Below are 16,024 nucleotides of genomic sequence, written 5' to 3' on the forward strand. Positions count from 1 at the left end.
CTGGCTGTTCTCCTGTCGGCCGGTCAAAAGGATGCTAGTCCCCCGACTTTTCCAGAACAAGTATTTTTTTCCATTTTAGAAAAATTCTTGAGCGGAAGGCCTTAGCCCGTCGGTCAGGCGCCTGCTGCCGGCGGCAGCCCGTCGCGCGGCACGGTGTTCGACATCAGCATGATGACGGGCTCGTCGCCGAGCGCGACATAGGCGTGCTGCATCTCGCCGTCGAACAGGATGCTGTCGCCGGGCTGCAGCACGGTCGGGTCGTAATGGAGCGTATGAAGCTGCAGGCTGCCGCTCAGCACATGGATGAACTCCTCACCCGAATGGCTGCGCCAGCCACCGTTTTCCTCGAAGCTTTTGGCGCGCAGCGTGACGCGCCAGAAAATATTGGTCTTGTCGCGGAAATCGCTGCACAAGACCTCGAATTCCATGGCGTTGCCTTCATGCAGGATGCCGCTGCCGGCGCGCGTGATCGAGCGGCGCGCCTGCGGTCCGGGCTTCGGGCTGAACAGGAAGGAAGCCACCGGCACATGCAGCACGCCGGCGATCATCAGCGCGATATCGACGGTCAGCCTGGCCTTGCCGTTCTCCAGCTTCGACAGCTGCGAAACGGAAAGGCCGGAGCGCTCGCTGAGGTCGCGCAAGGTGATGTTCTGCTGCTTGCGCGCATCACGGATCTTGCTGCCCACATTGCCTTGCATCGTCCACGCCCTTGGCTGCCGTGTTTCCAATTCGACAAGCTCTAGCGTTCCGCTATTTGAGCGTCCAGCCTTTAGACGGCTGCGGCTGATTGCGGCCATAGGGACATCGCGACAGTGGCAAAGGCATCTTCGAGAAGGCGGCTGATGCGTTCGAAAGTTTCCGGATCGGCAAGCAGGTCGTTGCGGACCTCGAGATAGAGGCAGGGCCGGCCTTGCTGCAGCCCATGCCGGTTCTGCGTGTAGCCGACAGCCTGGCGCCAATCGTAAGGTTCGTTGTCGCCGATCCTGAAGCCTGCTTCCACGCCCTGGGTCCTGAGCGTTTTCAGCACCGAGGTGACGAAGGGCGACTGTTCCCGCCATAGCACGCCGATATCGACATTGCGCCTCACGCCGCCCATCACCGGCGTGAAGGAATGAACCGAGATCAGCGCCCGCCTGCCGGTGGCGGCTTCGATGATTGCCTGTTCGACCGGCGCCCAGGCGACAAGCTTGCGCAGCCTCGCATCCGCCGCGTCGGCCGCCAGATTGCCCGGCACCGGGATGCCACCGAGGTCGGGCCGCATGAAATCCCACTCATCCGCGGGGCGATTATAGTCGAGGAACAGCCGCGAATAGCGCGCGATCACCGCCGGCGCCCGCAACGTTTGCGAAAGCCGCCGCGTCAGAGCATCGACGCCGATGTCGACCGCGAAATGCGTGTCGAGATAGGGCTCAGCCAGGCCAAGATCGCGCCACGGCGCCGGCACGGCGTTGCCCGCATGCTCCGCGATCAGAAGATAGGGGCTTGCCGCTTCTGGCAGCAGCCGTTCCACGCCGGCCGCGGCAAGCGCCGCGACCGCCGCATCGCCAAGCTTTTCAAGGTTCCGCACGGCCGGTTGCCTTTGGCGGTCAGGCGATGACGGAGCGGACATGGTAAGCCTTCGCCGCCGTCGCCTCGATCAGGCCGGCGCGCCCGTTGGTGCGGCCGAGGCCGGAATTCTTGATGCCGCCCCAGGGCAAATAGAGGTCGGCGTGGTCGCAGCGGTTGAGATAGACCGTGCCGGCCTCGACCTCGTCGAGCAGCGCCACGCCGCGCTCGACATCGCGCGTCCAGATGGAGGCGCTGAGGCCGTAGTCGCTGTCGTTCATCAGCCGGATCGCCTCGTCGTCGCCGGCGACCGCCTGGACGCAGGCCACCGGGCCGAACAGCTCGTCGCGCATGATCTGCATGCCGTGATCGACGCCGGTCAGAACCTCGGGCGCGACATAGGCGGTCCCGAGGCTTGCCGCCTTGAGCGCGCCATCCCGCGGCATCAGGCGCCTGGCCCCTGCCCGCACCGCGCTTTCGGTGAGGCCGCGAATGGTGTCAGCCGCAACCGCGCGCACCACCGGGCCCACCATCGGCTTTTCGCCGATCGGATGCCCGATTGTCCATTTCGCGGTCTCCGCAACGAGTGCCTCGACGAAGCGGTCATGGATCGAGCGATCGACATAGATGCGCTCGACCGAGCAGCAGGACTGGCCGGCATTGGAATAGCTGCCCTCGGCGATCAGCGGAACCGCAGCTTCGAGGTCGGCATCGGAGCGCACATAGGTCGGATCCTTGCCGCCGAGCTCGAGTTGCACCTGGGTGAAGGTGCCGGCGGCCGCCGCATGCACACGCCGGCCGCCATTGACCGAGCCGATGAAATTGACCGCGTTGAAGACGCCGGAGGCGATCAGCCGCTCGGCGTCCGGATGGTCGAGATGCAGGCTCTGGAAGACCCCTTCCGGCCCACCGGCGGCGCGAAACGCCTCCTCGGCAAGCTCCGCGATCAGCGGCGTCTGCGGCGAATGCTTGAAGATCACCACATTGCCCGCGGCAAGCGGCGACGTGACCAGATAGCCGAGCATGGCGGTCGGATAGTTCCAGGCGCAGATCGACAGATGCAGGCCGCCGGCCACCGGCTTGGCGTAGCGGCGGATGTTATCATCGGACGGGAACGGCATGTCGGCCAGCGTCTCCGGGGCGGCACCCGCGAGCAGCTCGCCGATCAGCGCCAGGCGCGGCGTTTCGTCGGCCTGCCACAAGGGCCTGCCGATCTGCCATGCCACCGCCTCGGCAAGCGGGGCGGCGCGCGCCTTCATCTCCTCGCCGAAGCGCAAAAGGATCGCCAGCCGTTCGGCCAGCGACGAGCGCCGCCAGGCCGGCAGCGCCGCGCGAGCCCGGGCGACGGCGGCCTCGATCGCCGCGCCGTCCGCATAGCTGCGCGTGGCATAGATCGAGCCGTTGACAGGAGAGGTCACCGAAAAGGTCCGCGCGCCGGAATGCAGGTTCATGGTCTTGGAATCCACCCGAAAGAAAGCTGTCAATCGCGGCACGATATCGCGATTTTCCATTTTGGCAAATTTTTTCGAATACGGCTTGATGGATTTTTTGTCCGCCCCTATTGTCCCGCCATCGCGCCTTGGCGCCGATTACAAATCGCGCCTTGGCGCCGACATAAGAGGGGTGACGGATGGTCGTTTTTGATTTCACCGGCAGGCATGCGGTGGTTGCCGGCGCAGGCGGCGGCATGGGCGAGGCGATTGCGCTTGCGCTCCTCGATGCCGGCGCCTCCGTCACCGCCATCGACGTCAAGGCGCGTCCCGCGTCGTTTGCCGGGTCTGACGATCGGCTGACCTTCGCCCAGGGCGACCTCACCGATACCGCCTTCGTCGAGCAGGTCATCGGCACCGCCGGCCGCGAGCGCGGCGGCATCGACTATCTCGCCAATGTCGCCGGCGTGCTGTGGTTCGGCCGCGACAAGTCGGCGCTCGACATGGATCTCGGTGTCTGGGACGACGTCTTCAACATCAACCTGAAGTCCTTCGTGCACACGGCGCGCGCGGTCGTTCCCTATATGCGCGCCGGCGGGCGCGGCGGCGCCATGGTGCATTTCTCGACCATCCAGTGGTATCGCGGCGATCCAAACCCGCAGGACGCCTACCAAGCCTCGAAGGCCGGCGTCTGCGCGCTGTCCAAGTCGCTCGCCATGCAGCTTGCCGGCGAGCACATCCGCTCGAACGCGATCTGCCCCGGCATGGCGCTGACGCCGCTGCAGGCGCGCTGGGACACCGAAGAAAAGCGTGCCACCGTGGCGAGCTACGCGCCGCTCGGCCGCATCGGCACACCACAGGACATGGCCAATGCGGCGCTCTTCCTGCTCTCGGATGCCGCGAGCTACATCACCGGCATCGAGCTCGCCGTCGACGGCGGCCTCTTGATGCGGATGTAAGCTTCTGGCCTGGCCGCCTCGGACCAACGCTATCCGGGGTTAGGCCGCCACGGCCGTCCCTTGGATCGCCCTGCCCCAGTCGAGCAGCGGCTTGGCGCCAAGCGTGAAGTCGACGAGGTCGTCGACCAGGGCCGGCGAATGGATCGTCGCCGGATCGATGTCGTGCCGGACCACGAAATGCCGGCTCCGCACCGCCTGGGCGAGATCTTCGTCGCCAACGTCCTCGAAACCGCGCGGCGCCCGCTTCAGGCGGTCTTCCGCATCGAGCTCCAGACCGGCCTTCTTGAGCGATGAGACCATGCCCCGGAACGCGGCCGGCTTGGTCGCGATCGCCTTGCGCATCGCCTGCAGAAGCTCGGGCGTCGGCTGCCACCAGGCGACGCCGGCAAAGCAGCGCTCCAGCCCGATATGCACATAGAAGACACCCTGCTCCATCTTTGTGCCGTCGGGCGACAGGATGGCCGAGAGATGCCGGTTGTAGGGCCGCTTGTCCTTCGAGAAGCGCACATCGCGATTGATGCGGAACATCGACCTCTTGCGATCGCCGCGCAGACCGAGCTTGGCCGCTTCGAAACGCTCCGTGAGCGTCTCGACCAGGTCGCAGAACGGTTCGTGCAACTCGCTCTGGTAAAGGTCGCGATTCTCCTGGAACCATTCGCGGCTCTGGTGGAAATCGAGCGCCTTCAGGAATGGGATGGCCTTCTGTCCAAAACCCTTGAACGCGCCAGCCATCAGCCGCCCCTGCCGATGCGCTGCAGCCAGGTATCCTCGTCGATCACCTCGATGCCGAGGTCGCTCGCGACTTTCAGCTTCGAGCCGGCGCCGGGACCTGCCACCACAAGATCTGTCTTGGCCGAAACCGAGCCCGCGACCTTGGCGCCCAGCCGCTCCGCCATCGCCTTGGCTTCCGAGCGCGTCATCTTTTCCAGCGAACCGGTGAACACCACCGTCTTGCCGGAGACTTCGCTGCCGGCCGATATTTCCATGACATATGGTTTCGGGTGGACCTGCGCGAGCAAGGCATCCAGCACGTCGTCATTGCGCTCATTGCCGAAGAAATCGCGCAGCGCGTTGATTACCGTGTCGCCGATGCCGTTGATCGACGGGAAGACGCTGTGCGGATCGTCCGCCTTCGCCGTCTCCTTGCCGATACGGATCAGCTCTTCGATGGTCGAGAACTGGCGGGCAAGCACCGCGGCCGTGGTCTCGCCGATATGGCGGATGCCGAGCGCGAAGATGAAGCGGTCGAGCTCCGGCTCGCGCCGCGCGTCGATGGCCGCGAAGAGTTTGTCCAGGCCTTCATAGTTGCGCTCCTCGACGCTGCGCACATTCTTGCGCGTCTTGCCCGATGCCTCCTCGCGCAGCCGCGCCTGCTCCTCGCGCCGCTCGGCCAGCGCCTTGGTGACAGCCGGCCTGCGATCCTTCAGCGTGAAGATATCGGCGGCGGTTTTCACCAGCCCCGAATTGAAGAAGAGGTCGATGTTTTCCGCGCCGAGGCCCTCGATGTCGAGCGCGCCGCGCGAGACGAAGTGGCGCAGCCTTTCCACGGCCTGGGCGGCGCAGATCAGCTCGCCGGTGCAGCGGCGGCGCGAGTCTTCCTTACCCGTCTTCTCGTTGATCTCGCGCGTGGCCGGGGAGCCGCAGACCGGGCAGGTATGCGGGAACTCGTAAGGCACCGCATTGGCCGGCCGCTTGTCGATGACGACGCTGACGATCTGCGGGATGACGTCCCCTGCTCGCTGGATCACCACCGTGTCGCCGATGCGCACGTCGATGCCGTCGCGAATCGGCTGGCCGTTGCTGTCGAAGCCCTTGATGTAGTCTTCATTGTGCAGCGTGACGTTCTCGACCACCACGCCGCCGACGGTGACCGGCGCCAGCCGCGCCACCGGCGCCAGCGTGCCGGTGCGGCCGACCTGGATGTCGATCTTCTCGACCGTCGTCATCGCCTGCTCGGCCGGGAATTTATGCGCCACGGCCCAGCGCGGCTCGCCGGTGACGAAACCCCAGCGGCGCTGCAGCTCGAGCTGGTCGACCTTGTAGACGACGCCGTCTATGTCGTAGCCGAGCGAGGAGCGCTGCTCCTCGATCCGGTGATACTGCGCGATCAGCTCGTTGATCGACTTTGCCCGTACCATCAGCGGGCTGACCTTGAAGCCCCATTCGGCGAACTTCTGCACCGCTTCGAACTGCGTCGGCGCCGGATCCGCTGTCGTATAGCCCCAGGCATAGGCGAAGAATTTCAGGTTGCGGCTGGCGGTGACCGACGGATCCTTCTGGCGCAGCGACCCGGCCGCGGTGTTGCGCGGATTGACGTAATCCTGACCGCCGATCGCCGCCGAACGCTGCTTCAGCGCCTCGAATTCGGCATAGGTCATGTAGACCTCGCCGCGGATTTCGATGATGTCCGGCCAGCCAGAACCGTGCAGCTTCTTCGGGATGTCGGCAATCGTCTTCAGATTGGCGGTGATGTCCTCGCCGACCGCGCCGTCGCCGCGCGTCGCGCCCTGCACGAACACGCCGTTCTCGTAGCGCAGCGAAGCCGACAGCCCGTCGATCTTCGGCTCGGCGGTGAAGGCGATGTCGAGGTCCTTGTCGCGATCGAAGAAACGCCGGCCGCGCTCGATGAAATCGGCGACATCCTGGTCGGTATAGGCCTTGGCGAGGCTGAGCATCGGCACCGCGTGCCGTACCTTGGCAAAACCTTCCGCCAGCGCGGCGCCAACCCGCAGCGACGGCGAATCCTCGCGCACGAGATCCGGAAAGCGTTCCTCGATGGCGAGGTTGCGTCTTGCCAGCGCGTCATATTCGGCGTCCGAGATCGTCGGCGCGTCCTCGGTGTGATAGCGCCGGTCGTGCTCGGCGATCTCCGCCGCGAGCCGCTTCAGCTCCTCCGCGGCCTCGCTTTCGTTCAGCGAATCGACTGGTTTTTCCGACATGAACGCGGTCCTCGAACTATGGCTGGCCACTATAAATCAGGATTCGCTGTGAGGGAGTCGGATTGCGAAGAAATCATTCCTGAACAGCAGGATGCAGTCATCTGCTGACTCAACTTTTCGAGCTGGAGGAATCTAGCAGCCTAAGCTGCGGCCGTGTTCTCGCGCAGCAACCTCTCCGCCGCGGCACGCGCCTCGTCGGTGATGACCGCGCCGGCCAGCATACGCGCGATTTCTTCCTGGCGCGCGGCGCGGTCCATTTCGGCGATGCCGGTGGCGACACGGTCCTTGCCGCCGGATTTCGAGATCAGGAAATGCGTCGCGGCACGCGCCGCAACCTGCGGCGCATGCGTGACCGAAAGCACCTGCACGCGCTTCGACAGCCGCGCCAGCCGCTGGCCGATGGCGTCGGCCACCGCGCCGCCGACACCGGTGTCGATCTCGTCGAAAACCAAGGTCGGCGCCGACCCACGATCGGCCAGCGCCACCTTCAGCGCCAGAAGGAAACGCGAGAGCTCGCCGCCCGAGGCGACCTTCATCATCGGCCCCGGCCTGGTGCCTGGATTGGTCCGCACCCAGAATTCGACCTGGTCGATGCCCTCTTCCATGCGGCTTTCTGCATCGCTTCCGATCTCGACGATGAACTCGGCCCGCTCAAGCTTCAGCGCCGGCAATTCCGCCATCACCGCTTTGGTCAGCCCCGCTGCCGCCGTATGGCGCAGTGACGACAGCTGCGCGGCGGAAATATCGTAGGCCTCGCGCCCGGCGGCCGCCTGCTTCTCCAGCGCATGCAGCCGCTCCTCGCCGGCATCGAGATCGGCAAGGTCGGCCACCATCGTGTCGCGCAGCTGCGCGAGGTCGTCGACGGCGACATTGTGCTTGCGCGAGGCGGCGCGCAGCGCAAACAGACGCTCTTCCGCCTTCTCCAGGCGCTGCGGATCATATTCGGTGGCGCGAAGCGCTGCCTCGACGCCGGACTGCGCGGCATCGAGTGAGATCATCGCTTCGTCGAGCGATTTCACCACGTCGTCGAGCAGGCCTGGCGCCTCGCCCGACTTGCGCTGCAGCCGGCGCAATAGGCTGGCGAGCTGCGGCAGCGGCGAGGACGGACCCGACAGAACATCCTGCGCATCATGGATCTCGGCGGCGATCTTTTCCACGCGCATCATCTGCGCGCGCAATTCCGCAAGCTCCGTCTCCTCGCCCGGCTGCGGATCGAGTTTTGCAAGCTCGGCGACGGAAGCGCGCAGATAATCGGCCTCGCGCGCCGCCGCCTCGACCTTGGCGCGATGCCGGGAAAGCTCCTGCTCGCAGTTCCGCCAGTAGCGCCAGGCTTCGCCCGTGCCGCGGACGGCGCCTAGATGGCCGCCGAAACTGTCGAGCAACTCGCGATGCGCGCCGGGATCGACCAGGGCGCGTTCGTCATGCTGGCCGTGGATCTCGACCAGCGCGCGGCCGACATCGCGCATCAGGGTGACGCTGGAGGGCTGGTCGTTGACGAAGACGCGCGTGCGGCCGTCGGCCGTCTGCACGCGGCGCAGGATGATGTCGCCATCGTCCTCGATGTCGTTGTCGGCAAGCAGCGCGCGCGCCGGATGGTTGCGCGGCACATCGAACACGGCAATGACCTGGCCTTGCGCGGCGCCGTGGCGGACGAGCGATGCGTCGCCGCGCGCGCCGAGCGCCAACGACAAGGCATCGAGCAGGATGGATTTGCCGGCGCCGGTTTCGCCGGTCAGCACCGAAAGCCCAGGCAGGAAGTCGATGTCCAGCTTCTCGATCAGGACGATATCGCGGATCGACAGTCTGGACAGCATCGCAAGCTTCAGGCGCCGGTGATCATCTTCCCGGCCTTGGAGATCCACGATCCGGCATTTTCGCGCGGCTCAAGCCCGTTGCTCTGCAGGAGCTTGTAGGAATCCTTGTACCACGGACTGTCCGGATAGTTGTGACCAAGCACCGCCGCGGCCGTCTGCGCTTCGGAGGTCAGGCCCATCGCATAATAGGACTCGGTCAGGCGCGCGAGCGCCTCCTCGACATGGCGAGTGCTGGAATAGTTTTCGACCACGGTGCGGAAGCGCTTCACGGCGGCGATGTATTCGCGGCGCTCGAGATAATAGCGGCCGATCTGCATTTCCTTGCCGGCGAGCTGGTCGTTGGCGAAGCGGATCTTGTCCTTGGCGTCGGCTACATATTCGGAGTTCGGCCAGCGTGTCACCAGATCCTGCATGGTCTGGATGGTCTGGCGCGCCTCCTTCTGGTCCTGGGTGACGTCCTTGATCTGGCGGTAGTAGCACAGGCCGATGATGTATTGCGCATAGGCGGCCTCGTCGGTCGACGGATAGAGCGTCAGATAGCGCTTCGCGGTGCCGATCGCCTCGTCATAATTGCCGGCGCGGTAGTCGGCGAAAGCGCCCATCACCATCGATTTGCGGGCGAATTCCGAATAGGGATGCTGGCGGTCGACGGCGTCGAACTTCTTGCTCGCCTCATCGAGGCGGCCGGCATTCATATTGGCGAGGCCCTGATTGTAGAGAACGTCTGCCGGTTCGGTCTGGTCGACATAGGTCGCCAGATTGATGTCCTTTTTGTCCGACGTGCAGGCTGACACCACGAGCGCGGGAGCAACCACCGACAGCGCCAGCAAAACACCTCGACGCGGCGTTACCGATTGACCAACTCGCGAAAAAAACATGTTTGGATTCCGCCCCTTCGGCGTCGTTTCGGTCCGGGCCGAAGCCTTAAACCATTATCCCCTTGCCCGGCAACGCTATGTCCGGCCAATCGCACATTTTTGTGGCGGCCCGGCGCTGTGCCCGAGCTTGTGCAATTTCAGCGATTCGTGATGCAATCGTGCAACACAAGCCTGCTCTACAAAGCCAGAAAATGGTTAAAAATCAGATCACCCAGGGCGCGTAGACCGGCCGGCTGACAGCGATCATCTCGGCGACGCGGCCGCGCTCGCGGCGTCTCGTCTCGACGATCTCGAAGGCCGTATGGTCGGAAAGCAGCCGCCGCAAGGCAGACGCGTTCATCCGGTGGCCACCGCGATAGGAGCGGAAGCAGCCGATGAAGCGCGCGCCGGCCAGCGCCAGGTCGCCCATCGCATCGAGCGTCTTGTGGCGGGCGAATTCATTGGGATAGCGCAGCCCGCCGACATTGATGACGCGGTTGTCGTCGCCGATGACCAGCGAGTTTTCCAGCGACGAGCCGAGCGCGTAGCCGGCGGCCCAAAGCCTCTCGACGTCCTTCATGAAGCCGAAGGTCCGCGCCCGCGCGATGTCACGGCGGAAGATATCGGGATTGATATCGGAAGCGAATTGCTGCCGGCCGATCGCCGGGCTCTCGAAATCGATCTCGACCTCGAATCGCGTGCCGTCATAGGGCCGGAATTCCGCCCAGGACGCGCCGGCTTCGACGCGCACGGGCTTGACGACGCGGATATAGCGGCGCTTCACCGCCAGCGTCTCGATGCCGGCCTGATCGAAGGCTTCGATGAAGGCCATGGCGCTGCCGTCGAGAATGGGGACTTCCGAACCGTCGATCTCAATGATGAGATTGTCGATGCCGAGGCCGAACACCGTGGCCATCAGATGCTCGACCGTGCCGATATGCTCGCCGGCCGGATCGCCAAGCATGGTGCAGAGATCGGTGGCGCCGACCTCCGCAACCAGGGCGCGGAACTCCCGGACGTCGCCGCCATTCGAAAGATGGAAGACGATGCCCGTATCGGCGTCGGCCGGCAAGAAATGAACGGTCACGGTCTTGCCGCTATGGACGCCGATGCCGGCCAGCGTCGCGCGCGATTTCACTGTCGTCTGATAGTCGTGCAAGAGTAACCCCATGCCCTAATGCCTGCGTCCGCTCGATCGGCCTTGGGTATCTTGCAGCCAGATGGATGGTCCGGCGCTCGCACAAGGCGGCAAAATAAGCAAGAGCATGCGGCTCTATACGATCGGTAGGCAGGGCTAACTCCCCGAATCCCGGCAAACCGACTTTAGTCCGTGGCGAAGATAATGGCCCGCCCTGGAGACTCCAAATCACGGTTTCTTACCCCGTGTAACCACGGGATCGTGTTAGAAAAAGACCATAAGATGCTGTTTTTAATGAATTTTATAAAAGCAACAGGCAGACGATTTCTCGCCTGCCTGTTAATAACCGTTATATATCGTTAACGATCGGCTGGCCGCCGTATCAAGATCGGCGGCTCGCCGTATCAAGATCGGCGATCTCGCCGTATCGATCAGTTGGCCTGCCGGCGCAGGAAGGCCGGAATTTCCAGCTGGTCGTCTTCCTGGACAGTACGGGCCTGCGGCGTCAGCCGGCCCTGGTCGTCGAGCTGCCCGCGGCGCGGCGCGTAGAGCTGCGGGTCCTGGCTGGCGAGGCGGCGCATCTCGGGGGCGGCCTGGCGCAGCTTCGGCTCGCGCGGCTGCGCCGGCTGGAGCCGGGCGGGCTCTTCCTCACGGCGGGTCAGGCCGTTGGTCAACCGCTTGATCAGCCCCATCGGACCGCTGTTCTCATGGTCCGCCGGACGGGTCTTGGCTTCGACTTCAGCCCTTACTACCGGCGGAAAGTCTTCCACGCGCGGCATCCGCTGCGGCGCCTGGGCCACCGGCTGCGGCATCTCGCGCTGCGGCGCGGGCTGCTGCATGACCTGCTGCGGCACCACCGGCTGCGGCTGCGGCTGGGCCGGCGGAGCCTGGAAGATCTTGCTCTGCGGGCGGAAGTCGTCGACCGGCGCGGGGCGCGGCTGCGCCATGGCGGCGGCGTTCGCCTCGGCAAGCTGGATCGCCTCGGCGACCGGATCGACCGCGCGCGGCTCATAGGCCTGCGGCTGAACCGGCGCGGGGCGAATCTCGGCAGCCGGAGCTGCCGCCGGGCGGGCGGCCGGCTTCTGCGGCGCGCGAATCGAGATCGGCGCGGCCGCGATTTCGGCCGCCGACTTGTCGATGCCGGTGGCGACGACCGACACGCGGATCACGCCTTCCAACTCCTCGTCGAAGGTGGCGCCCAGGATGATGTTGGCGTCCTGGTCGACCTCCTCGCGGATGCGGGTCGCGGCCTCGTCCACCTCGAACAGGGTGAGGTCGCGGCCGCCGGTGATCGAGATCAGCAGGCCCTTGGCGCCCTTCATCGAGGTCTCGTCGAGCAGCGGGTTGGCGATCGCGGCTTCCGCCGCGGCCATCGCGCGGCCCTCGCCCGAAGCCTCGCCCGTGCCCATCATCGCCTTGCCCATCTCGCGCATCACCGAACGGACGTCGGCGAAGTCGAGGTTGATCAGGCCTTCCTTGACCATCAGGTCGGTGATGCAGGCGACGCCCGAGTAGAGCACCTGGTCGGCCATGGCGAAGGCATCGGCGAAGGTGGTCTTGTCATTGGCCAGCCGGAACAGGTTCTGGTTGGGGATGACGATCAGGGTGTCGACGCATTTCTGCAGTTCCTCGATGCCCATGTCGGCCGTCTTCATGCGGCGCTGCCCCTCGAAATGGAACGGCTTGGTGACGACGCCGACCGTGAGGATGCCCTTCTCGCGCGCCGCGCGGGCAACGACCGGAGCAGCGCCGGTGCCGGTGCCGCCGCCCATGCCGGCGGTGACGAAGCACATATGGGTGTTGGAGAGGTGATCGATGATCTCGTCGATGCACTCTTCCGCCGCCGCGCGGCCGACTTCCGGCTGCGAGCCGGCGCCGAGGCCTTCGGTGACATGCGCGCCGAGCTGGATCAGCCGCTCGGCCTTCGACATGGTCAGCGCCTGCGCGTCGGTGTTGGCCACCACGAACTCGACGCCGCGCAGGCCGGCTGTGATCATGTTGTTCACGGCATTGCCGCCGCCGCCGCCGACACCGAACACGGTGATGCGTGGCTTGAGCTCGGTGATGTCCGGCTTCTGCAGATTGATGGTCATTGTCTCCGTCCTTTGCCTTTCCCGCCGCCTCGCCGCTGCGGCCGCCTATGGGGCTGTCCCCGTCAAATTAAAAACTGTCTCTCAACCACTGACTCATGCGATGCAGTTTTCCGCCCGTTCCGGTCATCCTGAAACCGGAAAGTCCTTTCGCCGAATGGCTCTCGAAGCTCGCCATCTGCGGATAGATCATCAGTCCGACCGGGGTCGAGAACGCCGGTCCCTTGGCCGCTTCCGGCAGGCCTGCGACGCCCAGCGGCCGGCCGACGCGCACATTGCGCCCGAGAATGCGGCGCGCCGCTTCCGGCAGGCCGGCGAGCTGGCTGGCGCCGCCCGTGAGCACGACGCGCTTGCCGACGGCATTGCCGTAGCCGGACTTGTTCAGCCGGTCGCGCAGAAGCTCCAGCGTCTCGTCGATGCGGGCGCGGATGATGCGCGTCATCACCGAGCGCGGGATCTGCAGCGGCACGTCGCCCTCCTCGCCGATCGGCTGGATCGAGACGAGGTCGCGGTCGTCGGCGCTGCCGGGCAGCGCCGAGCCATGCATGACCTTCAGCCGTTCCGCGGCATCGAGCGAGGTCGACAGGCCCTTGGCCATGTCGAGCGTCACATGGTTGCCGCCGATGGCGATGGCGTCGCCATGAACGAACTTGCCTTCCGAGAACACCGAGATGGTGGTCGTGCCGCCGCCCATGTCGATGCAGGCGGCGCCCATTTCGAGCTCGTCGTCGACCAGCGAGGCAAGCCCGCTGGCATAGGGCGTCGCCACCATGCGTTCGACCGACAGATGCGAGCGGTTGATGCAAAGCTCGAGGTTGCGCATCGGCGCCGCGTCGCCCGTCAGCACATGCATGTCGACGCCAAGCGCATCGCCCACCATGCCGCGCGGATCGCGCATGCCCCGCTCGCCGTCGAGCGAGAAGCCGACGGGCAGCGAATGGATCACCTCGCGCTCGGCCCGGAGCGCCTGCTTGGCGCCGGCCGCGAGCACACGCTTGATGTCGACCTCCTCGACCTCATGGCCGCCGAGATTGATGGTCGCCGAGAAGGCCTCGCTCTTCAGCCGGCCCGCCGTCATGTTGACGATGAGGGAATCGACGGTGAGCCCCGCCATGCGCTCGGCCGCGTCGACGGCAAGCCGAATGGCATGCTCGGCGCGGTCGAGGTCGATCACCACGCCCGATTTCACGCCTTGTGACTTCTGGTGACCGATGCCGATCACCTGGATGCGATGCGACCGCCCGCGCAGGAGCTTGCCGTCCTCATTCGGCTTGAGCTTCGCCACCACGCAGCAAACCTTGCTGGAGCCGACATCGAGCACCGTCAGCGTGCCAGACCGGCGCGAAGAAGCATCACCGCTGCCGCCAAGCCAGCTCATATCTTCGTCCCCGCCTTGCGCTTGGCCAGATTCTTCGGCTTGTCGCTGAGCGCTGCCTCGCGCTGTGTCGCCGCTTCCGGCGAGAGCTCCACCACCAGCCGGTCGGAAAGCCGCATGTCGACGGCGGCGATATCGCGGGTCAGCAACCCGTTGTCATGATCGATCTTGACCAGCTCGGCGATCGCCTGATCCTCGCCGTCCTCCGGCAGCTTGATCGTGATGCCGTTCTCAAGCCTCAGGTCCCAGCGGCGCTCGCCGACCCGGATGTAACCCTTGACCCGCGCCGCGAGCTCGGGATAGCGCTCGATCTTGGCAAGGAAGGCCGGCGCCATCGCCGGAGCGCCCGCGCCGATGATCAGCGGAAGCAGCGCCTGCTTGCCGCCCGAGAACGGCGCGATCACCTCGCCCGACCGCTCGATGACCGAGACCGAAGTGCCCTGCTGCCAGAGCGCGAATGCCTCGCGCTCCTCGATGCGCACTTCCAGCGTGTGCGGATAGATCTTGCGCACCGCCGCGCTCTCGACCCAGGGCAAGGTGGTAATACGTTCCCGCGCGGCCTCGGCATCGAAGCCGATCAGCGAGGTCCAGCCGTCGAGGCCGAGCCGGTCCAGCACGTCGATCTCGGAGGTCTGGCGGTTGCCGACAACCTTGATCTGGTCGACGGCAAAGCCGGTGCGCGCGGTCACGCCTTGCACGATGCTGTCGGTGTATCCGCCGAGATAGGCGCCATAGGCGCTCATCGATGCGATCAGCGCGGCGGAAAGGATCGCCGCCGAAAAGCGTGGCGCCTCATACTCGCCGCCGCACAGGCGCGCCAGCACGCGCATCGGCCGGCGGAGCTGACGCGGCAGCACGAAACGGTCGAATGACAGCGACACGCCGAACGGCGCGGAACGAGCCGCACCGCCGCCATTATCCTGTCCCCACCTCAACGCAGACACGAAGCGTCCTCCACCATCCAACTCAACAAATCGCCGAACGAGTGTCCCGCTTGCGCGGCGATTTCGGGCACCAGAGACGTCGGCGTCATGCCCGGCTGAGTGTTGACCTCGAGCCAGACAACCTCGCCGTTTTCGGAGTGACGGTCGTCGTAACGGAAGTCCGATCGGGAAACGCCCCGGCAACCAATGGCAAGATGAGCCTTAAGGGCCAGTGTCTGTATTTTTTGGTAAATATTCGGTGAAATTTTAGCAGGGATTTCGTGTTTTGATCCGCCCGGAACGTATTTTGAATCGTAATCGTAGAAGGAATGCCCGGTCGGGATGATCTCGCAGACGCCGAGCGCCACATCGCCCATCACCGCGCAGGTCAATTCGCGCCCGTGGATGTAGCGCTCAACCATGACGATCTCGCCATATTGCCATTCGGTCGAGCCGATCACCTGCGGCGGATGCGACTGCCCCTCATGCACGATGACGACGCCGAAGCTCGACCCCTCATTGACCGGCTTGACCACATAAGGCGGCTTCATCGGATGCTTGTTCTGGACGGCGAAGCGGTTGACCACCTTGGATTCCGCGACCGGAATGCCGGATGCCTTGGCAATCTTCTTGGCCTGCTCCTTGTTCATGGCCAGCGCCGAAGCGAGCACGCCCGAATGGGTGTAGGGAATTGCGAGATATTCGAGAATTCCCTGGATGGTGCCATCCTCACCGAACGGACCGTGCAGCGCATTGAAGGCAACGTCAGGCTTGAGCTCGGCAAGCACAGCCCCGACATCGCGCGAAACATCGACACGGGTGACCTGATAGCCTTCACTCTCGAGCGCATCCGCACACGCCTTTCCCGAGGACAGAGACACGGGCCGCTCCGAGGAAAATCCACCCAGGAGGACAGCCACATGCTTCTTCTTCATCCCGTCATCCCCTCTCACG

13 protein-coding genes are annotated in these 16,024 nt (G+C 65.1%); 1 reads left to right on the forward strand and 12 read right to left on the reverse strand.

The window, feature by feature from the left end:
• Positions 1-113: 113 nt before the first annotated feature.
• The 3 genes from RFM41_RS27355 to RFM41_RS27365 form a co-directional block, all read right to left on the reverse strand.
• Entirely contained in the window at positions 114-698 is a 585-nt protein-coding gene (locus tag RFM41_RS27355) for a helix-turn-helix domain-containing protein (RefSeq protein ID WP_320252612.1), read from the reverse strand.
• Positions 699-769: 71 nt separating this feature from the next.
• Positions 770-1,567, reverse strand: coding sequence for an N-formylglutamate amidohydrolase (locus RFM41_RS27360; protein ID WP_320252611.1), 798 nt, complete (start codon positions 1,565-1,567; stop codon positions 770-772).
• A 19-nt stretch (positions 1,568-1,586) separates the two neighbouring features.
• Positions 1,587-2,996 carry an aldehyde dehydrogenase family protein gene (locus RFM41_RS27365; protein WP_320252610.1) on the reverse strand — a complete coding sequence of 470 codons (1,410 nt, stop codon included), beginning with the start codon at positions 2,994-2,996 and terminating at the stop codon, positions 1,587-1,589.
• Positions 2,997-3,175: 179 nt separating this feature from the next.
• Here RFM41_RS27365 and RFM41_RS27370 point away from each other — a divergent pair, with 179 nt between their 5' ends.
• A complete protein-coding gene (locus RFM41_RS27370; RefSeq protein ID WP_320252608.1) occupies positions 3,176-3,934 on the forward strand; it encodes an SDR family NAD(P)-dependent oxidoreductase in 759 nt (252 codons plus the stop codon).
• 39 nt (positions 3,935-3,973) lie between these two features.
• On the opposite strand, the gene RFM41_RS27375 is transcribed toward RFM41_RS27370, so the two are convergent.
• The 9 genes from RFM41_RS27375 to RFM41_RS27415 form a co-directional block, all read right to left on the reverse strand.
• Positions 3,974-4,666 carry a DUF2461 domain-containing protein gene (locus RFM41_RS27375; RefSeq protein ID WP_320252607.1) on the reverse strand — a complete coding sequence of 231 codons (693 nt, stop codon included), beginning with the start codon at positions 4,664-4,666 and terminating at the stop codon, positions 3,974-3,976.
• Positions 4,666-6,873: an NAD-dependent DNA ligase LigA gene (gene ligA, locus RFM41_RS27380; RefSeq protein WP_320252606.1), complete on the reverse strand. Its 2,208-nt coding sequence runs from the start codon at positions 6,871-6,873 to the stop codon at positions 4,666-4,668. Before ligA ends, RFM41_RS27375 begins: the two co-directional genes overlap by 1 nt.
• 140 nt (positions 6,874-7,013) lie before the next feature.
• On the reverse strand, positions 7,014-8,687 hold the full coding sequence (gene recN / locus RFM41_RS27385; protein WP_320252605.1) for a DNA repair protein RecN: 1,674 nt from the start codon (positions 8,685-8,687) through the stop codon (positions 7,014-7,016).
• Positions 8,688-8,695: 8 nt separating this feature from the next.
• Positions 8,696-9,565 carry an outer membrane protein assembly factor BamD gene (locus RFM41_RS27390; RefSeq protein WP_320252604.1) on the reverse strand — a complete coding sequence of 290 codons (870 nt, stop codon included), beginning with the start codon at positions 9,563-9,565 and terminating at the stop codon, positions 8,696-8,698.
• Positions 9,566-9,767: 202 nt separating this feature from the next.
• Positions 9,768-10,715, reverse strand: a complete 948-nt coding sequence (lpxC, locus tag RFM41_RS27395) for a UDP-3-O-acyl-N-acetylglucosamine deacetylase (protein WP_320252603.1) — start codon at positions 10,713-10,715, stop codon at positions 9,768-9,770.
• A gap of 398 nt (positions 10,716-11,113) precedes the next feature.
• The gene (ftsZ, locus tag RFM41_RS27400; RefSeq protein WP_320252602.1) at positions 11,114-12,775 is read right to left on the reverse strand and encodes a cell division protein FtsZ; all 1,662 of its coding nucleotides are present in this window, start codon (positions 12,773-12,775) and stop codon (positions 11,114-11,116) included.
• Between the two features lie 67 nt (positions 12,776-12,842).
• Complete coding sequence (ftsA, locus tag RFM41_RS27405) at positions 12,843-14,150, reverse strand: cell division protein FtsA (protein WP_320252601.1); 1,308 nt, start codon at positions 14,148-14,150, stop codon at positions 12,843-12,845.
• Complete coding sequence (locus RFM41_RS27410) at positions 14,147-15,091, reverse strand: cell division protein FtsQ/DivIB (protein WP_320252600.1); 945 nt, start codon at positions 15,089-15,091, stop codon at positions 14,147-14,149. The genes ftsA and RFM41_RS27410 overlap by 4 nt, the downstream gene beginning before the upstream one ends.
• Positions 15,079-16,005 carry a D-alanine--D-alanine ligase gene (locus RFM41_RS27415; RefSeq protein ID WP_320252598.1) on the reverse strand — a complete coding sequence of 309 codons (927 nt, stop codon included), beginning with the start codon at positions 16,003-16,005 and terminating at the stop codon, positions 15,079-15,081. Before RFM41_RS27415 ends, RFM41_RS27410 begins: the two co-directional genes overlap by 13 nt.
• Positions 16,006-16,024: the final 19 nt, after the last annotated feature.

Source organism: Mesorhizobium vachelliae (genome assembly GCF_033977325.1).
GTDB lineage: Bacteria > Pseudomonadota > Alphaproteobacteria > Rhizobiales > Rhizobiaceae > Mesorhizobium > Mesorhizobium vachelliae.